The organism is Lactobacillus sp. WILCCON 0058, assembly GCF_057198005.1.
Map to the genome: position 1 here is coordinate 131,506 of NZ_JBUBHM010000001.1, position 20,857 is coordinate 152,362.

Consider the following 20,857-nt stretch of genomic DNA (forward strand, 5'->3'; position numbering starts at 1 on the left):
TAATGCACGAAAAGATTTGCCGGAGGCAAATCTTTCCATGAACGTTTTTGAGAGAAATATGTATTAGTGTTTTGCCGCTAGGACAGGGCCAGCAGCTGGTCGCCGGCCTTAACCGCGCTAAGTTTGCTGTCGCCAATTTCATGGTAGGACTTGGAATTGGTGATGATGACTGGCGTGGTCAAGTCGTAGCCCTTGGCCTTGATAGCGTCCAGGTCAAACTTAACCAGTGGCTGGCCGGCTTTGACTTCTTGGCCCTTGGAGACCAGGACTTCGAAGCCTTCGCCGTTAAGTTCAACCGTGTCCATGCCGATGTGGATCAAGATTTCCGCGCCGTTCTTGCTCTTCAGGCCAATAGCGTGGCCAGTTGGGAAGACCAGGCTGACCGTGCCGTCAACTGGTGACTTCAAGAGCCCTTCGCTTGGCTTGATGGCAATGCCATCGCCCATAGCGCCGGAAGAGAAGACTTCGTCTTTTACTTCGCTCAGCGGGCAAACTTCACCGGCAACTGGGGCCAGGATAGTTTCACCGGCAACAGTTACTGAAGGAGCTTCTGCTGGAGCAGCTTCAGTAGTTTGAGTAGTTTCTTCTTCCCCGTAAAGGCGAGGAACCTTGGTCATCATGGTCAAGGCAAAGCCCAGGATCAGTGAGATGACCGCGCAGATAGCCAGGTTGATCACACTGGCGAATGAACCAGTCTTAGGGTTGATGTATGAAGGGAAGGCGAAGATCCCCATACCACCCATAGCGTAGCCGGTAACGTTGGTCAGACCGCAGTAGATACCTTGGATGGCACCAGCGATACAAGTCATGATGAATGGAGTCTTCATCGGCAGGGTAACACCGTAGATAGCTGGTTCAGTAACCCCGAAGATTGAGGAAATCAAGGCCGGGGTAGCGAGTTCTTTGACTTTCTTTTCCTTGGTCTTGATCATGATGGCTGCCAAAGCCCCAGTTTGGGCGAAGCAGACGGCAACTGACGGGTTCAGGAGAACTGACCAGCCCTTTTGGGCAAAGTCCATGATAGCCAGAGGAACCAGACCCCAGTGCAGGCCGAACATAACCAGTACCTGCCAGAGCCCACCAAGAACTGCCCCGTAAAGCATCGGGCTGAACTTGTAAATAGCCTGGAAGGCAACCCCAACCCAGTTTGACAGGGTGTTGGCTACCGGCCCAATCAAGAGTATGGACAAAGGTACTGAGATCAGAAGGGTGAAGAATGGAACAGCGAACATCTTGATGTCAGTTGGCATCCATTTCTTCATCCGCTTTTCAACCAGGGAGGCAAACCAAACGGCCAGGATAATTGGAATCACCGTTTGGAAGTAGCCGCCGCTCGGCAGCTTGATCGGCAGGCCGAAAAAGGTAGTAGTCGCCTTAACGGTCGTGCTCAAGGTCGGGTAGAGCATAGCCCCAGCCAGTGCCAGGCCAGTGAACTGGTCAAGCTTGAACTTCCGGGCAGCAGTCAAGGCCAGGAAGAATGGCAGGTATTGGAACATCCCATCGCCCATGGCATTGAAGATGATGTAAATACCGTTAGTGGAAGCCATCCCAGTGGCAGCCAGGAGGGCAGTCAGACCCTTAAGCATACCGGCGGCACAGAGGACGCCCAGGAAAGGCTGGAAGATGCTGGAGATCAAGTCGACGAAGCGGTCGAAGAGGTTGCCCTTAGGCGCGTCTTCCGCGTCGTCTTCAGCGACTTCCCCAACCCCCTTGATGTGGGAGTTTCTGAGAACCGCGTCGTAAACGTCGGCGACTTCGTTGCCGATAACCACTTGGTATTGGCCGCCGGCTTTAGCAACGGTGATGACCCCGTCGCGCTTCTTCAGGTAGTCGGTATCAGCCTTGGATTCGTCTTTTAACACAAAGCGCAGTCTGGTCACGCAGTGCTTGAGGGAGGAGACGTTCTCTTCCCCGCCGACGTGCGCAACGATGTCTTTGGCTAGTTCATCGTAATTTTTTGCCATAATCGTTATCCTCACTTTTACAATTTGTCAAAATAAAAACCCGCAAGCCAGGATTCTTCACGTGGAAAAGATAGAAAGAGTCCTGTATAAGCTTGCGGGTTCATGCCTAGTCGAACTAGTAACACACCTGGTTTAAGCGAAAAAAAGAACCTATCGGTAAATCAAGTAAGACTGACAAATGATATTGCCAGCGGCTGATTTCGTGATAGGTTCATGCCTGATTTAACAGTAACACGCTTAAGACATTTGTCATGATAGCGCTTCATAAAAGCGCTGTCAACAGAAAATGCGGAATTTTTTATTTTTTAGCGGTGAGTCACCCGCCAGATGTGAAGAATCAAGTAGGTCTGGTCATCGGCTGACAGGGTCCAGTCATCTTCCCGCTTGAGATACTGGGCAATCCGGTCGACGGTGTCTTTTTCCTTTGGGTACTTGGCAACCATCAGCTGCAGGAGGGCTGGGTCCAGTTCGGCGCTATTTTCCTTGCCGGTCAAGTGGCGGATGATCAGGGCCCGGAGGTGGGTAATGAAGCGCTCGTAATTGAAGCTGTCGGTATCCAGGGTGATCCCGTATTGGTATTGGACAATATTGACAATCCCGCCCAAGTAGCGGGTCATCCGCATGGTGTCTTGCAGTTTGGAACCGTCGGATTCGGCATTGATGAAGTGGTAGGTTAAAGATACGGCTTCAGAACAGTCGAAGGTTAGGTGGACAGTGTCAGAGATGATCTTTAGGGCTTCTTTAGCCGCGGCGTATTCTTTTGGAAAGAGGGTCTTGGTTTCCCAGCTGCCGCTCATGGGGTTGAGTTCCGCTCCGTCCAGGGTCCGCTTGATCATGAAGTCGATGTGGTCAGCCAGGGCAAAGTACTGGTAGCCGGTAAAGGAGATGCCGTACTTGCTTTCCAGCATTTCGCAGACCTGGTCAGTGGCGGCAAAGGACTGGGGATCAATGCCCTTGACGATGTCCGGTTCGACCTGGTCGATTTCGTCTTGAGCTTTAAAGCGGCGTTCGATTTTGCTTTCATCGACAGGCATCCCTGGTTTAAGCCCAAAGCCAATCCCCTTGCCAATGACGACCCAGTCTTTGCCAGCTGAGTCTTTGACAAGGGCAGCGTTGTTGTTGTAGTTTTTGATAAATTCCATAGCAAGTCCTCGTTAACAAATCATAATCGCGTCATTATTCAATGTTAGCGTTAACAGAGATAATTTGTCAATCCGCTTTTTACATAGAGAGTTTAGTGGGTATTTTTGAAATTATTGGTAAAACAATAGAAAAAATAGATTGATAAAAGTGGCAGATTGCCTTTCTTTATAGAGTGGCAAGCGCTAGCATATTTTTTAGAGATAAAAACAAAGGACTGAAAAGATGACTGACGAAAGAAGCAATGACATTTTACCGGTAAAAATCAACGGGATTACCGGACCAGTAACCGGCTGGCTGGACGGGCACACCATCTTGTTGGGCCTGTTCGCGAATCCAATCAGACACTCAGTTTCACCGACCATGCACAACAATGCCATGGCTAAGCTGGGCTTGAATGGGGCCTATCTCTGCTTTGAGATCGGGCCGGACCGGATTGAGGACGCGGTCAAGGCTCTGCGGACTTTGGACATGCGGGGAGCCAATGTATCTATGCCAAACAAGCAGGCAATCATCCCCTACCTGGACAAGCTGGATCCGGCAGCAAAAATCTGCGGGGCGGTCAACACGGTGGTCAATGACCATGGCTTTTTGACGGGCTATACCACTGACGGGACAGGCTGGCTGCGGTCTTTGCAAGAAGACGGCCAGGACGTGAAGGGGCAGGTTATGACTTTAGCTGGTGCCGGCGGGGCGGCGATCCCGATTGCTGTAGCCGCGGCTATGGGCGGAGCCAAGGAAATCAGAATTTTTAATATCCACGACCGCAACTGGGAACCGGCCAAAGGCAAGGTAGCCGCGATTAATGAGGCGACTGACTGTGTCTGCAGCTTGAACCCGATGGAAGACAAGGAAGCTTTCAAGCAGTCGATCGCGGAATCTGGGATCTATTGCGACGCGACCGGGGTAGGGATGCCGCCGCTGGACGACCTGTCACTGGTGGAAGATCCATCCTGGCTGCATGAGGACATGGTTGTCAGCGACACGGTTTATGAACCGCGGGAAACCAAACTGATGCGGATCGCCAAAGAGGCCGGCGTTAAGCACATCTATAACGGTCTGGGCATGGTGGTCGGCCAGGGAGCAGAGTCCTTCAAGCTCTGGACTGGCAAGGAGATGCCGGTTGACTACATCAAGGAAATCGTCGCTAAGGCGTAAGAAAAGCGGACAAGTTAAACTTGTCCGCTTTTTTGCTGCTTATTTTTTCTTGAGCAGGTCCTTGTACATCGGCCGGTCTGCCTCGGGGATGCCCAGCAGGTCCATGGCTCCATCTGGAGTTAAGTTGGTGGTGTTCAGAATGTTGCGCAAGTAGTCTTGCGTCACCTTCTCGGTCGTTTCTTTAGTAACTTCTTTAGTTACTTCCTCAGTCGTTTCCTTCTTGGCCTGGTCAAGCTTGACCTGGATAAATTGTGGCATTACTTCAGTTATGGTGGTCACCTCGTTCTCATCTCTTTTTTCCAATTCCTTGATTAACTCGTCAAAAGCCTTCTTTCCCGTAGTATACCACCAGCGTGAGCACGGGGTAGAGGGTTTTATTTTCTCCAAAAAATATTTGAATTAGCTGATCTCTTCCTGCAGCTCGGCCGCTTGGAAGGCCTCGACCAGGTCCTTTAAGGCTGGCGAGAGGTCAGCCCCGCGGCGGACGCCGATAAAATAGGTCAGCTTGATCTGCTTGGGATCAAGGGGGTAGAGGTTGATTGGCAGGTGCTCCAGCCGCTTCAAGATGCTGGCTGAGGAGACCGTAAAGCCGACCCCATTGACAGCCAGGTTGGTGGCGGTGATGACGCTGTTGGAGGTCATCCGGACATTTGGCCGGACGCGGAAATAATGAAAGAGCCCATTGACCTGGTGGCGGATGGCGGATTCGCCGTTGCTTAAGACAAAAGGCTGCTGGAGCAGCTCTTTGGGATCATAATCAGCTGGATCGAGGATGAAGCGGTCCTTGAGATAGTATTTGGAATTTTCCGGGATCACAATATAGTAGACCTCCCCGCCATTGATATAAGTGTCAATTCCTTGCGCGACAGTTTCCGGCGTTTGCCCCATATAGCAGTCGACGTCCCCGCCCAAGAGCCGGTCTTCGCTGGTGTGGGGGAAGCCTTCAGCGATCTGGATCTTGACCTGGGGGTGCTTGTCCAAGAAGGCGGGCAGGATTTTAGGCAAAAGGAAGGTGCCCAGGCTTTCCAGAATGGCGATCCGGATGACTTCTTCCTTGTGGTTGCTGAAGCGCTCCAGGGCGTTGGCCAGCTGGTGGCGCTGGGCAGAAATGTTTTCCAGGTACTGGTAGTAGATCTGGCCGGATTCAGTCAGGGTAAAGGGAACCTTGTCCCGGTTGATGATGGTGGTTCCCAGCTTCTTTTCCACCCGCTTGATCAGCTGGGTCAGGTAGGGCTGGGAAATGTAGAGGTTTTCGGCAGCCCGGGTGAAGTTGCTTTCCTTGAGCAGGACTTCCAGGTAGTTGAGCATGATGTCGGGATCGTTCATTTTCTTTTGTCTCCATTTTTTGCTAAAAAAGTCTTGTTTTTACGATAACACAGATGTTATCGGTTGATAATATTAAAAGTCGTTCATTTTTTATCGGGAAAATATTAGAATTGACTTATCAAGTAAAGAAAACGCTAACAAGCTGATAAAAATATAAACAAAGGAGCAAAAATCATGTCAATGAAATCAGGTACCTACAAGGTTAAGGCCAAAGGCCACGGCTCATCATTCATGCCAATGGAAGTCACTATTGAAAACGACAAGGTGGCGGACATCACGGTTGACTCAGCCGGAGAAACCAGCGGGATCGCTGATGAAGTCTTCAAGCGCCTGCCAAAGGCCATCATCGACGGGCAAACCTTGAACGTCGACGCCGTTTCCGGGGCTTCAATCTCCTCACAAGGGGTGATCGACGGGGTCGCCGAAGCGATCAATGAAGCCGGCGGGGATGCTGAAGAATGGAAGAAGCGCGACAAGCCAGCTTCTTCAGCAGCCAAGGATGAAGAATACGACACTGACGTGGTTGTCATCGGTGCTGGCGGGGCTGGTCTGGCCGCTGCTACCCGGTCTCTGCAACATGATAAGAAAGTTGTTATTCTGGAAAAGTTCCCGCAACTGGGCGGCAACACTGCCCGGGCCGGTGGTCCAATGAACGCGGCTGAACCTGAATGGCAAAAGGGCTTCAAGGCTCTGCCTGGTGAAAAGGAAACCTTACAGGAACTGGCTGAAACGCCAACCAGCGAAATCGACCCAGAATACGTGGAAGACTTCGAAAAGCTGCGTGACCAAATCAAGGCTTACCTTGACTCAGGTGAAGACTACCTCTTTGACTCAGTTCTTTTGCACGAAATTCAAACCTACCTCGGCGGCAAGCGGGTAGACCTGAAGGGCAACGAAATCCACGGCAAGTACGAACTGGTAACGACCTTGGTCAACAATGTCCTGGACTCAGTCAACTGGCTGACCGACTTGGGCGTGAAGTTTGACCGCAGCGACGTAACCATGCCAGTTGGTGCTTTATGGCGCAGAGGCCACAAGCCGGTTGAACCAATGGGCTTTGCCTTCATCCACGTTTTGGGCGACTGGGTCAAGGCACATGGGGCAACCGTTTTGACTGAAACCCGGGCCAAGCACTTGATCATTGAAGGCGGCAAGGTTACCGGCGTGATTGCCGAAAAGACTGACGGCTCCAAGGTAACTGTCCACGCCAAGAGCGTGATTTTGACTGCCGGCGGCTTCGGTGCCAACACCAAGATGGTGCAAAAGTACAACACTTACTGGAGTGAAATTGCTGACGACATCGCCACGACCAACTCACCAGCCATCACCGGTGACGGTATCGCTCTGGGCCAAGAAGCAGGTGCTGCTTTGACTGGGATGGGCTTCATTCAACTCATGCCAGTTTCTGACCCGGTAACCGGGGAACTTTTCACTGGCTTGCAAACTCCGCCAGAAAACTTCATCATGGTCAACCAAAAGGGTAAACGCTTCGTTAACGAATTTGCGGAACGTGACACTCTGGCCAAGGCAGCGATCGACAACGGTGGCCTCTTCTACCTGATTGCCGACGACAAGATCAAGGAAACGGCCTACAACACCACGCAAGAATCAATCGACGCACAAGTTGAAGCCGGCACTTTGTTCAGAGCTGATACTCTGGAAGAACTGGCTGAAAAGGTGGGGATGGACCCAGCAGTATTGACCGACACTATCAAGAAGTACAACTCTTACGTTGATGCCGGCCACGACCCGGAATTCGGCAAGAGCGCCTTCCACCTGAAGTGCGAAGTCGCACCATTCTACGCAACTCCGCGGAAGCCGGCCATCCACCACACTATGGGCGGTCTGGTCATCGATACCAAAGCCCACGTATTGGACGAAGAAGGCCACGTCATCGCGGGCTTGTACTCAGCTGGTGAAAACGCGGGCGGCCTGCACGCCGGCAACCGTTTGGGCGGGAACTCCCTGGCTGACATCTTTACCTTTGGCCGGATCGCTGCCGACACGGCCAACGAAGAAGCTCCAGCGGCTGACGCGGTCAGCGGGGCATCCCAGCACTAATAAACGAGTAAAAAGTAATAAAAATACGATTATTTTTTAGGAGAAGAAAGTTGGATGCAACTGTAACAAGTGGCAAAAAGCGCAGCTATTTGTCCACGGCCGTAGCCGTTTACACCACGTTTTTAATGTGCGGGATTATCATGTCAATCTCCGCTCAATACAAGCCACAACTGGCCGCACTTTGGGGCCAGAAAGGCAATATCGCCGCAGTACTCTCGGTAAGCTCGGCTGTTGGGGTCGGGGGGATCATTGGTACTCTGGCAGGCCCGATTTCCGACAAGTTTGGTCGCCGGTTTGCGGCTATCATGGCTTGCCTGTGCACGGTCATCAACTTTGCCGGTTTCATGCTGGCACCTAACGTAACAGTAGCGTACGTCTGCTCTTTGATTGGCGGGATCGGCAACTCATTCATGAATGCTGGCTTGACCCCATCAATGCAGGACGCTTACCCAGATAAGCGGTCAATGCTGACTGTTTTGACAAAATTCTTTGTCAGCTTCGGGCAATTCATTCTGCCATTCGTCATTGTTGCTTTTAACGCCCAACATATTCCTTTCCAAGTTGCTTTCTGGGGCATTGCAATTGTTTATGCAGTGATTGGCGTAGCTTGCTTTTTCCTGCCATTTCCGGAAGTTGGTGGTGACAAGCAAGCTGCTGCTGAGCAAATTGCTTCGGCAGATGTTGCCAAGCCAAAGATGAAAGTAACTCTGGAAGCTGTAATTTTGGGGCTGATGGGTTTCAGTACTACTGCTGTCTTTATGGTGTGGACCAACACCAATCAAGAACTGGGCAAGCTGTACGGCTTATCTAACCCGGCGATGCTGCAATCAGTTTACGCAATTGCCTCTCTGGTCTCAGTTTTGACTACTTCAGCAATGGTGGCTAAGGGTGTCCGTGAATCAACGATTTTGATTGTCTACCCGGCAGTTTGTGCCGCTGGCCTGCTCTTGTCCTACTTTGTACAAAGCGGTCCGCTTCTGTATGTTTTGGCCGCAATCATGGGTTGGTTTGCAGCCGGTGGTTTGATGCAGCTGGCAGTCGCATTGCTGGCTGGCCTTTACCCAGCTCACAAGGCCACTGCCATCTCAATCGTCGGCTTGGGCAACGCTTTGTCCAACTGGCTGGTTATCCGGGCTTGCGGTTCAATCACCGCAACTGCCGGCAGCAACGCTCCTAGAGTAATCCTGCTGATGAACATGGTCATCGCAGTTATTGGGGTTGTCTTCGGCATCATCGTTCGCATCAGCCAAAACAAGCGGGCAAAAAAGAACATTACCAACTTGGAAAGCTAAGAACAGGAGAATAAAAAAATGAGTGAAAAAGACGTAACGATCATGCGGGACGGCCTCAAGTTGGCCGCTAAGGTATCAATTCCAGACAGTGAAGAATACGACCTGGCCATCCTGGCTTACGGTTTTGTGGGCATGATGGACCCGAAGGTCAACGATTTGCTGCCAGTGATTGCGGAAAAGCTGCAGGAAAAGGGCCTGGCTACGGTCCGCTTTGACTTCAACGGCCACGGCTTAAGCGAAGGTCCTCTGGACAATATGTCGATCTTCAACGAACTGGAAGACTACGAAGCAGTCATGAAGTATGTTTCGGGCTTGAAGGGCATCAAGAAGATCTACCTGATCGGCCACTCCCAAGGCGCGGTTTTGTCATCAATGATGGCCGGCTTTTACGCCGATAAGATCTCCAAGCTGGTGCTGATGTCACCGGCCGCAACCCTGGTTGACGATGCAAGAATCGGCACCTGCATGGGTGAAGAGTATGACCCTAACGTCGTACCGGACAAGCTGGACTTTGGCGACTTCAAGCTTAACGGCTGGTACTTCAGAACCGCCAAGTTCATCAACATTTATAACACCGCGGCTGCCTACCGCGGACCAGTCCTGGTTCTGCACGGCGAAGATGACAAGATCGTCAATAACTACGCAGGCCGTCACTACCAGGCCATCTATGATAACTGCGAATTCCACTTGATCTCGGGCAGCGACCACGGCTTGCACCAAAACCGCGATGAAGTCTATGATCGCGTTTTGAACTTTTTGACTGATTAATCCTTTGAATTATGTAGGCTGCTGTTTGGCAGCCTATTATTTTTGAAAAAATGGGTGAGAGCAATGAAAATTTTTACTAAAAAAATCGGCGACCGGGGCGCCAAGGCCAGTTACTACATCCAAGAAGCCGACGCGTCAGTTGATGAAAAACGCAAAGCGCCTTTCCTAATCATCGTGCCGGGCGGGGCTTACTGCTACACGGCCTGGCGGGAGAGAGAACCAATCGCCTTTGAGTTCATCAGCACAGGTTTCTCATGTGCCATTTTTGACTACGCGACTGAGGGAGCAGAATTTTTTGATGGAAATCATGACTATAGCCGCGATCCAGTCAGTGCATTTCCCAATCCCTTGATTGACTTGGCAAAGCTGGTTGCTGAAGTCAGAAGACATGCTGAAGAATGGCAACTCGATCCGGAAAGCATAAATGTGATTGGCTTTTCAGCCGGTGGTAACTTAACGGCTCAGCTGGCTGCCTACTGGCAGACTCCTTGGCTGGCCAAGCTGACAGGCTTGAAAGCAGAACAGATGCGGCCAGATTCAGTAGGCCTTTGCTACCCGGCTATCAAGATGGTCGATTTGAATAATCATAATATTGCAGTTTTGAACAAGGTCAAGGTTAGCGTGGACTTGATCAATTACGCGGCAACTGGCTTGGACCAGTCAGCTGAAAGAATTGCCATGATCAACTTGGATCAGGCAGTGACCAGCCAGTTTCCGCGGACCTTCATTTGGGGAACGACGGAAGATTTAAACTGTCATGTTGGGGATGCGATTAACTTTGCCGGTGACCTAGCCAAAAATAAAGTTCCGTTTGAGTTCCATATGTATCAAAAGGGCAATCACGGAATGTCCTTGGCAGACAAGCGGACTGATGGCCGGCCAGATCATTCTCTTAGCGACCCGCAAGCTGCTTCTTGGACAAAACTCTACTTGGGCTGGCTCAGTGAGAATAACTTGTACCACCTGTTGTAAAACAGACACAAAAAATATTTTAGGATCGGAGTAATACTATGTTCTACAAAAGCCACTTTGGCACCATTTTGACTTCTGTATTGTCCATGTTCATGGGCCTGGTGATGGCCATCTTTATCATCATCTTGAACCACCTGCCATTCAACTGGGTTAACCTGTTTGAATTGACTGCGGAAATCAACTTGATTGTCTTTTTCTTCAGCTTGTTCATCCCTTACAACGCCTGGGGTGACTGGTTTGCCGGCCTCTTCCACTTAAAAGAAGGCACGGTTGCCTTCAAGCTGGTCCAAGGGATTATCCCTTCCGCCGTTTTGAACACGCTCAACACCTTTATCTGTACTGGTGCCAGCATTTTTTACAACGAGTCTATCCCTAAGGCAGCGCGGATGACCGCCTACCTTAACGGCTGCAAGGAAGCCTGGATCCCATGCTTCATCGTATCCTACATCGCTTCTTTCGCGGCTGTCTGGCTGGGCAAGAAAGTTGCGGAAAAATACGTCAAGTAATTGCCAATAAAAAATAAGATCATGAAGGAGCAATTTTCCTTCATGATCTTTTTGTCTCTGGCAAAAATTATTCTCCCCGCCAGCCGGCAATATCCCAGCTGGTGAAGTCATAGTCCAGTTTCTTCTTGTAGATTCTTTCGTAGGCCTGGACCTTCAGCTTGTAATCTTCTTCCATCAAGCGGCTGGCATTCTCGCTGGCCGTCTTGGTCGGGTCCGGGTAAAGCACGTCCAGAACATGTACGGTGTACCGGGTCTGGTAGAAGTGCTCGTTCTTCTTTTCCAATTTTGGCAGGTCCTGGATTTCCACAAAAGTCGAAATCACCGGCACGTTGCACTTGGCCGCGAAGTAGTAGGCTCCGCGCTGCGGCTTGCGGGGCTTGCGGTAGTTCCACCACATCTCCTGCTCCGGGAAGATCAGGACCCAGTGATCCTGATTAAAGGCGTGGTTCAAGTGCTGGATGAATTCCCGGCCCAGGTAGTTGGGACTCTGGGTCAAAGGAATTGAACCCATATTGTTCATGATGTAGGAGAAGAAGCCCGGCAGCTTCAAGTTGGTCTCCTCAATCACGATGTCCATCCGCCGGTGGGCCTTTTGAGCCAGGCGGTTAACAGCCAAAGCGTCGATCTGGTTGAAGTGGTTGGCGGTCACGATGGCCCCGCCTTTTGGCAGGCCACTCAGCTTATCTATACCAGTTACCTTGGTTGAACCAGAAATCGTCTTGGTCAAAGCCTGCAGCAGCTCGTGGCCCACGGCCCCGTCAAATTTTGTCTTGACCTTGTCTTGCTTTTGCCAAAAGTCTTCCACCAGAGCCAGCTTTTCCTCGCTGGTCATCATTGGATCGCCGATTTCTGTCTTGGCGGTAAAGTTCCGTTCGTTCGCGGCCTGCTTGATATTGTGAATCACGTCCAGGCGCTTGTCACCGATAATCATCTTATTCTCCTTAGTTCCTTACAGGGTAACCTTGACTTTCTGTTTCACGTGGAACCAGTTTTGCGGATCCTGCAAAATCTGGCCGACCATGTCGACCATGCCCTGCATCTTGGCCAGTTCGTCCTTCCGGTCCTGGTCGCTGAAAGCAGCCAGCTGCTTTTGCAATTCTTCGTAAAAAGGCGTCTCTTTTGCAGCCTGCCAGAAGTAGCTGCCGTACTTGACTTCTTCAAAGTGCCAAGGCTTGTAGAAGAGGTTGTAGTGGATCAAGTAAGGGCCGGCCATTTCCTGGTCAAAGTCGTTAGGCATGGCGTCCCAGCGTGGGTCCAGCAATTTGATCCGGCCAGAGCAGATCTCGTTTAAGTAGTCCTGGTCAGGGGCGATCGAGTTGAACTGGTAGGTCGACAGTAGCTGCAGGAACTTGTCTAAAAAGCCTTCTTCCCGCATGGCCTGGCAGTTCATGACCAAAACGCCGGAGTTGACGTATTTGTCCGGATCGATCCCCAGGCAGTCTCTGATGTAGGTCTGCAAGGGCTCAATGTAGTGGACCGACTGGTCATGGCAGGCAGCGACCAGGTTGTTTCCCAATTCCGTCTGGTAGAGGCCGGCGATGTCGGCGTTCACGACCGTGTCAGCATCGATATAAACAGCCTTGTCGTATTCGGGGAAGAGGTCCGGGATGAAAAGGCGGTAGAAGATCGACAGGGTAAAGAAGTCAGCCCGGAGATAGTTGCCTTTTTTATTTTGGATTTGGGCAAAAAGCTGGTCATCCAGCTGCCGGAAGATGATCTTGACATTGTCTTTTTCAAAAGCAGCCAGGGCTTGCTGGTTGGCTGGGCTCAACCCCTGGTGCAGGATGATGATTGTGTAGTCGTTTTGACTTCCGGCGTTTTTCGCCAAAGAGCTCAAAGATACGGCCAGGTAGGGGGTAAAGTCGTCGCTGATGGTGTAAAAAATTGGAATCGTCATTTCTTTCCTCCGAAAGCAGTCTTGCTCTTTTTGTCTTACAGCTGGTCCTTCAGCTGCAGGTATTCATTGAGCAGGTCGTCATATTCGTGCAGGTTGAGCACGCTGTGGACCCGTTTCACGTCCCAAGGCTTGACCGTCTGGGTTCTGAAGTAAGGGAAGAAGCGGAAGCTGGTGGTAAAGTGCTGGATGACCGTGTCGTCCTGGAGGGCGTATTGCTCATTGTACTTGCGCGGGGCAATCCGCTTTTCCTTGGCCAATTTGTTGATGGCCGTCTGGTCAGGCAGGAACATTTTCTGGACCTGCATCAAGTGCCGGACACGTTTAAAGAGGCCAGTCCGCTTGATTTCCGGCATGTTCAAAAGGAGGACCCCGGAATTTAGATAGTCAAAAAGCTTCTTTTGATTGTGGAAGAAGAAGCGGCCGAAGTAGTCCAGAACCCCAACCAGTTCCGTCCCGGCCAAGTCCTGAGTGTAGAACTGGTCAACCGGCCGGCGGATGATCACGTCGTCATCCAGGTAGAGGATGCGGTCGGGAATCTGCGGCAGCTCGTCGGCAAAAAGCCGGAGCATGGCATATGGGGTGAAGCGGGTGCCCATGTTGGCCGTCGGCGGCTCCTTGATGAAGTTTTCGGTGCAGTCGATCAGTTCCAGGCTGCTGTTAGGATTGTCAGCCACGATGAGAGAACGGATGAAGTCAGCCGCGTGCTGGCTGAAGGGCTTAAAGGACCGGTGTTTGCTGTGGGCCTTCATGGTCAGGATGTAGACGTGAATTTCCTCGCCGCGCTCGGCTTTCAGCAGTGATAAAACGGCAATCAGCACGCCTCTTTCAGCGTTGTGGTCACCGCAAAAAAGAAAGTTCATGATTCTGCCTCCTTTTTTAGTAGAAAAAATCCTATTTCCTACTGTCAATTTTAACATACGAGCAATACTCGCAAGTGCTCAGTTTTGCCCGCTCCCGCATGCTTTGAGCAATTTCATCATGCAGCTTTTCCTGGGCCGCCTTCTTGCCCAAATTCTTGTCCGGGTAAAAGGGACCGTCGATGTAGACCGTGATTTTCGGCCGTTTTCTCCAGCGGCAGGGCTGGTAGGTGGTCGTCATGGCAAAAGCCGGGGCCTTTAAGCTGACCGGGAAGTTGAAGCTGGTCGCCGGGAAGGGGCGGATCTTGGTGTAGTAGGGCCAAAGGTGGGCTTCCGGGTAGATGACGATAGCCGCCTTCTTTTCTTCATAGGCGTACTTGACGTCCTTGAGCAGGCTGATGGACTGCTTGATGTTTTTCCCGACCGGCAGGCCGGCCACGGGAATTACGTACTTGCCTAAAAAAGGAATACCCCAGTTGGCCTGGGCAGCCAGGGCATAGTAGCGGTAGGGGTTGACGATGGTCATGGGGGTGAAGGGGTCACCCAGCATCTGGGTGTGGTTGCCGTAGACAAAGTAGCCCTGCTTTTTAAAGGGGCGCAATTTTTCCTTGCCTTTGACTCTGACCAATAAAAAGAGGCGGGAGTAGAGCCAGGCAAAGGCGCAGGCCAGGCTGCGGACTAAACCATTCCAGATTCGCCAGCCAAATCCCTTCCGGAAGACCTGATAGTCGTCTGGGAGTTGGAAGTCCTGCTGGGCAGAACTGACCAGGTCCTCGCTTTCGCTGTGGTAGTAGTAAGTCTTTTTACTCATAAAAAGTCCCCGCTTGCTGTAAAATAAAAAAAGCACTGCGAGTGCAGTGCTTAGGGATGATGGGTCGTCAGGGGATCGAACCCTGGACACCCGGATTAAGAGTCCGGTGCTCTGCCAGCTGAGCTAACGACCCGTGTCAACCAACACTTTTATTATGCCATAAATCTCAGCAAAAGCAATCTCCTTTTTTACATTAATTGTAATTTTTTTAATTTCGCGAACAAATCAAGTATAATAGGGACAGTGAAGGAGGTCTATGATGCCTAAAAAAATTCTCGTCGTTGACGACGAAAAGCCGATTTCCGATATTATCAAGTTTAACTTGACCAAAGAGGGTTTTGATGTAGAGACCGCTTATGACGGCGAGGAAGCTGTCGAGAAGGTTGAAGAATACAACCCTGACTTAATGATTTTAGACTTAATGCTTCCGAAGAAAGACGGGCTGGAAGTAGCCCGGGAAGTCCGCCAGACCCACGACATGCCGATCATCATGGTTACCGCCAAGGGCGGCGAGATTGACAAGGTCCTCGGCCTGGAAATGGGGGCGGACGACTACGTGACCAAGCCTTTCTCCAACCGTGAGCTGGTGGCCCGGGTCAAGGCTAATTTGCGCCGCCGGGACATCGTCAAGAAGGCAGTGGAAGTCAACCAGCAAAAGGAAAAAGAACAGGAAAGCAATGATATCCAGATCGGCAACCTGCTGATCAAGCCGGATGCCTACCTGGTCGAAAAGAATGGGGAAAAAATCGAACTGACCCACCGGGAGTTTGAGCTGCTCTATTACATGGCCCAGCATATGGACCAGGTCATGACCAGAGAGCACCTCTTGCAGACGGTCTGGGGCTACGACTACTTCGGCGACGTCCGGACGGTCGATGTAACGGTTCACCGCTTGCGGGAAAAGATTGAAGACAACCCGGTCCGGCCGAAAATTTTGGTCACCCGGCGGGGTGTCGGCTACTTCGTCAAGCAGCAAACAGAAGAATAATTTTCCAGAGCCACTGTTTGAGGTGGCTTTCTTTATGTGGATGGATTAATGAAGAAAGATAAAAAAGCACGCAAAGAGAAAGTGAAGAGAGAGAAGACCCACCGGCTTAAACGCCTGGTCAGCTCGATCCAGACCAAGATCGCCCTTATCTTCATGCTCCTTTTGCTGGCCACGATTGAAATCATCGGGGCCTACTTTACCCGGCAGATGGAGCAGACCAGCATTGACAACTTTCAAACCACGATTCAGCTGCAGTCGATCGTGACCGACCAGTTGACTACCCAGCTGGTCAAGAATGGCAAAAGCGCTGACCGGAAGATGAATCAGATCATCACCGACTACAGCAATGACGCGATTTCTGAGATCCAGGTCGTGGACAATAAAAACGTGATCCGGGCCGTGTCCAACCTAAATGACAAAAACCGGGTGGGGCAATTGTCCAACAATGGCGATATCCGGGAAGTGATCAACTCCGGCCAGCAGAAGACCCAGATCACTAGCGGCCAGAAGGGCAGCTTCATGGTTCAAATCGTGCCCCTGACCAGCGGGACCAACATCGTTGGGGCAGTCTATGTCCGGGCCAGCATGGCTGACGTCTTCAACAACTTGCGCAACGTCTCGATGATGTTTTTGACGGCCTCGCTTATTGCCGTAATCGTGGCGGCGATTGCCTCCATGTTTATTTCCCGGGCAATAACCCGGCCGATTGAAGAGCTCCGCCAGCAGGCCATCCAAGTGGCTGACGGGGACTACTCGACCCAGGTCAAGATCTACTCAAATGACGAACTGGGCCAGCTGGGGGCGGCCTTTAACACCCTCTCAGCCAAGATCGAGCGGTCCAATGAGCAGTCAGAATCTGAGCGCCGGCGGCTGGACAGCGTCCTGTCCCACATGACCGACGGGGTGATCGCGACTGACCGGCACGGGAACGTGTCGATCATGAACCAGATGGCCCAGGACTTCCTGGACATCAAGGCCGAAGACGCGATCAACAAGCCGATTTCCCAAGTTCTGGGCCTGGGGGACGAATACACTTCCCAGGACTTGATCTCCAACCAAAGCGACATGCAGGTCACGGTCAATGCCGGTACGGATGATGAAATGATCCTGCACGCCAGCTTTACCTTGATCAAGCGGGTAACGGGCTTTGTGTCCGGGGCCGTCTGCGTCTTGCACGACGTGACTGAGCAGATCAAAAATGAAGATGAGCAGCGGCAGTTCGTTTCCAACGTTTCCCACGAATTGCGGACTCCTTTGACCAGCGTCCGGGCTTATATTGAAGCCTTGAATGAGGGGGCCTGGAAAGATCCAGAGATTGCCCCGCAGTTTTTGGAAGTCACGCAAAAGGAAACTGAACGGATGATCCGGATGGTCAATGACCTTTTGGTCTTGTCCAGAATGGACCGGGGGGCCACCAAGCTGGAACCGGAATGGGTCAACTTTACCGACTTTGTTGCCCACCTGCTCAACCGCTTTGACATGATTGTCGAGCATGACCAGGGCGAGGCCCAAAGCGATACCAAGGAATACGTGATCAAGCGGGACCTGGGCAACCAGGCCCTGTGGGTGGAAATCGACACCGACCAGATGATGCGGGTGATCGACAATATCATGAACAACGCCATCAAGTATTCCCCTGACGGGGGGACCATTACGGTCCGCTTGACCCAGAACCAGAACCAGATCCTGCTTAGCATCAGCGACCAGGGGCTGGGGATTCCGAGAAAGGACCTGGGCAAGATCTTTGACCGCTTCTACCGGGCAGACAAGGCCCGGTCCCGGGCCCAAGGCGGGACCGGCTTGGGCCTGGCCATCGCCAAGGAAATCGTGACGGCCCATGGCGGCCGGATCTGGGCTGACAGCCGGGAAGGGCATGGGTCAACCTTCTACATTGCCCTGCCATATGAACCAATGGATGAGGAGGATGAATGGGATGAAGTTTAAATTCAAGTTCAAATTCAATGATTTTCTCCTCCACCTGGCGACCTTGACCGTGATTTTGATCTCAATCGGCCTCTGGGTCACGGTGATGACCAGTGACCAGCGCTTCAGCCGGATCAGCAATGAGTCTTCTTCGCAGAGTTCGGCCTCTTTGACGACCCACTACCGGAATATCCAGACTTTTTACGCGCCGGGCCAGACCTATGTCTTTCAAGACGGGGTCCGCTACCAGGTGCATGACGCCAAGCGGAACCTGCCTTTGAAGTTCGTCCAGTACTTGGAAAAGGTCAAGCTGGGGGTAATTGAGAAGGTATCGGATGATTCTGCCGATTACAAGAAACTGCTGGATGACCAGAACTATATCATGTTTGCCTACCCGGACCAGATCAATTTCACGGTGCTTTTAGGCAAGAAGCAAGCCAATTCCAGCCTGCAGTTCAACCGGGTCTTTGTCCCGGCCAAGAGCAAGATTCGCTATCTTTACTTTGGCAACGACAGCGGCAGCCGGGTTTACCGGGTGAAGATCAAGTCTGGCTCTTTTCAGCAGCTGGTCAAGTACGTAAAGAGTGCTCAAGACAAACAGGAGGTCAGCTTCCTGCATTTGAAGAAGCTTTATGTGCCTTTTTATGCTCAAGCAGTTAAAGTTAAGGAATACAGCTATCTCATCAGCTACCAGTCCAGCAGCTACTATGCCTCCAGGCTTCTGGGCAGCAGCTACCGCAAGTCGGTGGCCAAGAATGGCCGTACGGTCTACACGGCCGGCTATTCCAAGCGCCTGCAGATTCCTAAGGAAGGCAAAAGCAGTGACCACCAGTATCTTTACCAAAACTATCTGACCGGCCAAGAGCGGACGGCCACGCAGCGAATGCTGGAAAGTGCCGCTTATGTCAAGCAGCTGGGCCTGGCTGAGCAGGACCTCCGCTTTTTTGAAAGCAGCGGCAAGACGGTGGCTTATATCAACTATATTGAAGGTTATCCGATTTTTGCCAATGACACCCTGGCCCAAACCCAGGTGACCATGGGAACGGAAACGGTCAGCGTGGCTTTCAGCAGCATGAACCTGCAGATCCCGATCCCTTATGACGGGCAGGCCAAGACCCTGCCTAAGACCGCGACCTTGCTTAAAGAGCTGGACAGCATCGGCATCAAAGAAAGCGAAATCGAGAGGATCACCATCGGCTACCATATCAAGGCCGACAAGAAGCGCAGCGACTTGATCACTCTGGTGCCAACCTACTTTATCAAGGTAGGCGGCAGCTGGAACAGCCTCGCTGGCTGGAAGAAGGCTAAGGCCGAAAATGCTGATCTTTTGATTGACGGATCCAGTTCCAGCAGTTACTCGTCTTCAACTAGCTCCAGCCAGTCCAGCAGTGAGGCAAGCTCAGCTTCCAGCTCAAGCGGCAGCCAAGCGGGCAGCCAGGCTCCGGAAAGCAGTCAGGAAGCGTCTTCCAGCAGCCGCAGCCAATCAGTGTCTGAATCCAGCTCAAGTTCCAGCAGCTCCAGCTCAAGTTCAGCCGTATCATCAAGTTCAGTCAGCTCAGAGGAGGAAGAAAACTAATGGATCATCGCAAAATTGAATGGCTTTTTCTGATCCTCTTCTGCCTGGTCGACATTTACCTTTTGATTGAGCTCTGGCGGGCACCGGTCACTTTGACTTCTTCAACCAGCTCAGTGACGACCTCGACCAGCTTGAAGGCTGAAATGAAGTCGGACAATATCACGGTTCCCTCCCTGTCCAGGAAGGGGGACTCGGGCTACTACCTGGCCACAAGAAGCAAGAGCGACTTGAAAGAAGCCGCCAAGAAGCTCAGCAGCGACGTGTCCACCAGCTATGCTGAAGGGGACAAGACCCTGTACGCGACTATGAAAAACGCGATTTCGCTGGAGCGGATGACGGTAAGTGAATTCAAGAATGACAAAAATTACGTGCTGCATGGCAAGCAGTATGTTTATGCCAAGAACCTTTCCAGCAACAGCAGCTACGTTTACGTGCAGAAGTCCCAGTACGGGCAGGTCTACAGCAGCCTGGCCCAGCTGGTGGTCAACGTCAAGGACAAGAAGATCACGGGCTACTACCAGACCTATTTGAGTGACTTGACCAGCGTGCGGGAATTGCAGGCCACCATCAGCCCCTGGCGGGCAGTCACTAACCTCTATACCACCCGGGAACTGGCCGACAACTCCCGGGTGATGCAGGTCAAGCTGGGCTACACCAAATTGACCGAGGTCCGGGGCAGCGTGATCTTTGTCCCGACCTGGCTGGTCTGGATCGAAAACAAGAGCAGCAAGAGCAGCAGTTTGAAGCGGGTCAACGCCTTTAATGGCCAGCTTTTGCAAAACAGTACATTGGATGATTAAGGGCAGGAAGGGACAAATTTGCAATTCGCGGTATTATCAAGCGGATCAGCGGGCAACTGCAGCTTGCTGATGACTGACCAGCACAAGATTTTGATGGACGCCGGGCTTTCGGGCAAGAAGACCAAGGAGCTTTTAGCCAAGGTAGGCGTGGCGATTGAAGACCTGGACATGGTCTTTTTAAGTCACGACCATGGCGACCACAGCGGAGGAATGGGGGTCCTCATGCGCCGCTATCCCCAGCTGAACGCCTTCAGCAACACGGGCACCTGGAAGTACCTGGAGGAGACCGGCAAGATCGGCCGCCTGCCGGAAGAGCAGATCAATGTGATTGAGCCGGGCCAGACCAAGTGCTATGGGGACTTAGAAGTGACGGCTTTTGCCACCAGCCATGACGCGGCTCAGCCCCAGTACTACGTTTTTTCCAGCGGGGGCAAGCGCCTGGCCTGCTTGACGGACACGGGCTACGTGTCTGAAGAAGTCGAATATGAGATTCAAGACGCGGATGCCTATTTGCTCGAGTTCAACTATGACGACTTGATGCTGAGAAGCGGCCCCTATCCCTGGAGCCTGCAGCAGCGGGTTCGGTCAGATCACGGCCACCTGTCAAACGAGCAGGCGGCTGAGACTCTGGCCAGGGTTATCAGTTCTAAAACCAAGCATGTTTTCATGGCCCACCGCAGCCAGCAGAACAATTTGAACTATTTGGCCCGGGACGTGGCGGAGCAGGTTCTGGCGGAAAAAGATGCCGACGTCTCCAGTGACCTGGAATTGCACGATACCGAGCCGATGACGCCGAGTTCTTTAATTAATTTATAATA

Annotated in this window: 19 protein-coding genes and 1 tRNA gene; 11 read left to right on the forward strand and 9 right to left on the reverse strand. The window is 51.9% G+C overall.

Translation table 11 applies throughout. The features are described from left to right. Positions 1-77 precede the first annotated feature (77 nt). Both ACYVUU_RS00640 and ACYVUU_RS00645 read right to left on the reverse strand, forming a co-directional pair. Positions 78-1,964, reverse strand: coding sequence for a beta-glucoside-specific PTS transporter subunit IIABC (locus ACYVUU_RS00640; protein ID WP_484499643.1), 1,887 nt, complete (start codon positions 1,962-1,964; stop codon positions 78-80). 305 nt (positions 1,965-2,269) lie between these two features. Continuing rightward, positions 2,270-3,106 (reverse strand): PRD domain-containing protein, encoded by an 837-nt coding sequence (locus ACYVUU_RS00645; protein ID WP_439774695.1) that lies wholly within the window; start codon positions 3,104-3,106, stop codon positions 2,270-2,272. Between the two features lie 223 nt (positions 3,107-3,329). Here ACYVUU_RS00645 and ACYVUU_RS00650 point away from each other — a divergent pair, with 223 nt between their 5' ends. Then, positions 3,330-4,262, forward strand: coding sequence for a shikimate dehydrogenase (locus ACYVUU_RS00650; RefSeq protein ID WP_484499644.1), 933 nt, complete (start codon positions 3,330-3,332; stop codon positions 4,260-4,262). 39 nt (positions 4,263-4,301) lie between these two features. On the opposite strand, the gene ACYVUU_RS00655 is transcribed toward ACYVUU_RS00650, so the two are convergent. Together ACYVUU_RS00655 and ACYVUU_RS00660 are read right to left on the reverse strand one after the other, a co-directional pair. Beyond that, positions 4,302-4,541, reverse strand: coding sequence for a hypothetical protein (locus ACYVUU_RS00655; protein WP_484499645.1), 240 nt, complete (start codon positions 4,539-4,541; stop codon positions 4,302-4,304). Positions 4,542-4,661: 120 nt separating this feature from the next. Continuing rightward, entirely contained in the window at positions 4,662-5,588 is a 927-nt protein-coding gene (locus ACYVUU_RS00660; protein WP_484499646.1) for a LysR family transcriptional regulator, read from the reverse strand. 180 nt (positions 5,589-5,768) lie between these two features. Between ACYVUU_RS00660 and ACYVUU_RS00665 the strand changes: the two genes are divergently transcribed. The 5 genes from ACYVUU_RS00665 to ACYVUU_RS00685 all read left to right on the forward strand — a co-directional run bounded on the left by ACYVUU_RS00665 (position 5,769) and on the right by ACYVUU_RS00685 (position 11,187). Continuing rightward, on the forward strand, positions 5,769-7,649 hold the full coding sequence (locus ACYVUU_RS00665) for a flavocytochrome c (RefSeq protein ID WP_484500877.1): 1,881 nt from the start codon (positions 5,769-5,771) through the stop codon (positions 7,647-7,649). A 50-nt stretch (positions 7,650-7,699) separates the two neighbouring features. After that, on the forward strand, positions 7,700-8,941 hold the full coding sequence (locus tag ACYVUU_RS00670; protein ID WP_484499647.1) for an MFS transporter: 1,242 nt from the start codon (positions 7,700-7,702) through the stop codon (positions 8,939-8,941). An 18-nt stretch (positions 8,942-8,959) separates the two neighbouring features. Next, positions 8,960-9,709 (forward strand): alpha/beta hydrolase, encoded by a 750-nt coding sequence (locus ACYVUU_RS00675; RefSeq protein WP_484499648.1) that lies wholly within the window; start codon positions 8,960-8,962, stop codon positions 9,707-9,709. A 63-nt stretch (positions 9,710-9,772) separates the two neighbouring features. Then, on the forward strand, positions 9,773-10,681 hold the full coding sequence (locus ACYVUU_RS00680; RefSeq protein WP_484499649.1) for an alpha/beta hydrolase: 909 nt from the start codon (positions 9,773-9,775) through the stop codon (positions 10,679-10,681). Positions 10,682-10,719: 38 nt separating this feature from the next. Next, positions 10,720-11,187: a hypothetical protein gene (locus ACYVUU_RS00685; RefSeq protein WP_484499650.1), complete on the forward strand. Its 468-nt coding sequence runs from the start codon at positions 10,720-10,722 to the stop codon at positions 11,185-11,187. Between the two features lie 67 nt (positions 11,188-11,254). Here ACYVUU_RS00685 and ACYVUU_RS00690 read toward each other — a convergent pair whose 3' ends face one another. From ACYVUU_RS00690 to ACYVUU_RS00710, 5 genes are all read right to left on the reverse strand, one after another. Further along, a complete protein-coding gene (locus tag ACYVUU_RS00690; protein WP_484499651.1) occupies positions 11,255-12,118 on the reverse strand; it encodes a lysophospholipid acyltransferase family protein in 864 nt (287 codons plus the stop codon). Positions 12,119-12,136: 18 nt separating this feature from the next. Further along, positions 12,137-13,084 carry a glycosyltransferase family 8 protein gene (locus ACYVUU_RS00695; protein ID WP_484499652.1) on the reverse strand — a complete coding sequence of 316 codons (948 nt, stop codon included), beginning with the start codon at positions 13,082-13,084 and terminating at the stop codon, positions 12,137-12,139. Between the two features lie 35 nt (positions 13,085-13,119). Next, complete coding sequence (locus tag ACYVUU_RS00700; protein ID WP_484499653.1) at positions 13,120-13,944, reverse strand: glycosyltransferase; 825 nt, start codon at positions 13,942-13,944, stop codon at positions 13,120-13,122. A 31-nt stretch (positions 13,945-13,975) separates the two neighbouring features. After that, on the reverse strand, positions 13,976-14,752 hold the full coding sequence (locus ACYVUU_RS00705; RefSeq protein ID WP_484499654.1) for a lysophospholipid acyltransferase family protein: 777 nt from the start codon (positions 14,750-14,752) through the stop codon (positions 13,976-13,978). Positions 14,753-14,812: 60 nt separating this feature from the next. Then, positions 14,813-14,885 (reverse strand) — tRNA-Lys (locus ACYVUU_RS00710). 126 nt (positions 14,886-15,011) lie between these two features. Here ACYVUU_RS00710 and yycF point away from each other — a divergent pair. From yycF to ACYVUU_RS00735, 5 genes are read left to right on the forward strand one after another with little or no spacing between them, the layout of a single operon-like run. Further along, positions 15,012-15,740 carry a response regulator YycF gene (gene yycF / locus ACYVUU_RS00715; RefSeq protein ID WP_270448343.1) on the forward strand — a complete coding sequence of 243 codons (729 nt, stop codon included), beginning with the start codon at positions 15,012-15,014 and terminating at the stop codon, positions 15,738-15,740. Between the two features lie 48 nt (positions 15,741-15,788). Next, on the forward strand, positions 15,789-17,684 hold the full coding sequence (walK, locus tag ACYVUU_RS00720; protein WP_484499655.1) for a cell wall metabolism sensor histidine kinase WalK: 1,896 nt from the start codon (positions 15,789-15,791) through the stop codon (positions 17,682-17,684). After that, on the forward strand, positions 17,674-19,239 hold the full coding sequence (gene yycH, locus ACYVUU_RS00725; RefSeq protein ID WP_484499656.1) for a two-component system activity regulator YycH: 1,566 nt from the start codon (positions 17,674-17,676) through the stop codon (positions 19,237-19,239). The genes walK and yycH overlap by 11 nt, the downstream gene beginning before the upstream one ends. Further along, on the forward strand, positions 19,239-20,039 hold the full coding sequence (locus tag ACYVUU_RS00730) for a two-component system regulatory protein YycI (RefSeq protein ID WP_439776153.1): 801 nt from the start codon (positions 19,239-19,241) through the stop codon (positions 20,037-20,039). The genes yycH and ACYVUU_RS00730 overlap by 1 nt, the downstream gene beginning before the upstream one ends. 18 nt (positions 20,040-20,057) lie before the next feature. Then, complete coding sequence (locus ACYVUU_RS00735) at positions 20,058-20,855, forward strand: MBL fold metallo-hydrolase (RefSeq protein ID WP_439776163.1); 798 nt, start codon at positions 20,058-20,060, stop codon at positions 20,853-20,855. The last annotated feature ends 2 nt before the right edge of the window (positions 20,856-20,857 follow it).

Excerpts from the sequence above, each read along its gene's own strand:
- ACYVUU_RS00640 (WP_484499643.1), bottom strand. The coding sequence starts at position 1,964 with ATGGCAAAAAATTACGATGAACTAGCCAAAGACATCGTTGCGCACGTC.
- ACYVUU_RS00645 (WP_439774695.1), bottom strand. The coding sequence starts at position 3,106 with ATGGAATTTATCAAAAACTACAACAACAACGCTGCCCTTGTCAAAGAC.
- ACYVUU_RS00650 (WP_484499644.1), top strand. The coding sequence starts at position 3,330 with ATGACTGACGAAAGAAGCAATGACATTTTACCGGTAAAAATCAACGGG.
- ACYVUU_RS00660 (WP_484499646.1), bottom strand. The coding sequence starts at position 5,588 with ATGAACGATCCCGACATCATGCTCAACTACCTGGAAGTCCTGCTCAAG.
- ACYVUU_RS00665 (WP_484500877.1), top strand. The coding sequence starts at position 5,769 with ATGAAATCAGGTACCTACAAGGTTAAGGCCAAAGGCCACGGCTCATCA.
- ACYVUU_RS00675 (WP_484499648.1), top strand. The coding sequence starts at position 8,960 with ATGAGTGAAAAAGACGTAACGATCATGCGGGACGGCCTCAAGTTGGCC.
- ACYVUU_RS00680 (WP_484499649.1), top strand. The coding sequence starts at position 9,773 with ATGAAAATTTTTACTAAAAAAATCGGCGACCGGGGCGCCAAGGCCAGT.
- ACYVUU_RS00685 (WP_484499650.1), top strand. The coding sequence starts at position 10,720 with ATGTTCTACAAAAGCCACTTTGGCACCATTTTGACTTCTGTATTGTCC.
- ACYVUU_RS00690 (WP_484499651.1), bottom strand. The coding sequence starts at position 12,118 with ATGATTATCGGTGACAAGCGCCTGGACGTGATTCACAATATCAAGCAG.
- ACYVUU_RS00695 (WP_484499652.1), bottom strand. The coding sequence starts at position 13,084 with ATGACGATTCCAATTTTTTACACCATCAGCGACGACTTTACCCCCTAC.
- ACYVUU_RS00700 (WP_484499653.1), bottom strand. The coding sequence starts at position 13,944 with ATGAACTTTCTTTTTTGCGGTGACCACAACGCTGAAAGAGGCGTGCTG.
- ACYVUU_RS00705 (WP_484499654.1), bottom strand. The coding sequence starts at position 14,752 with ATGAGTAAAAAGACTTACTACTACCACAGCGAAAGCGAGGACCTGGTC.
- yycF (WP_270448343.1), top strand. The coding sequence starts at position 15,012 with ATGCCTAAAAAAATTCTCGTCGTTGACGACGAAAAGCCGATTTCCGAT.
- walK (WP_484499655.1), top strand. The coding sequence starts at position 15,789 with ATGAAGAAAGATAAAAAAGCACGCAAAGAGAAAGTGAAGAGAGAGAAG.
- yycH (WP_484499656.1), top strand. The coding sequence starts at position 17,674 with ATGAAGTTTAAATTCAAGTTCAAATTCAATGATTTTCTCCTCCACCTG.
- ACYVUU_RS00730 (WP_439776153.1), top strand. The coding sequence starts at position 19,239 with ATGGATCATCGCAAAATTGAATGGCTTTTTCTGATCCTCTTCTGCCTG.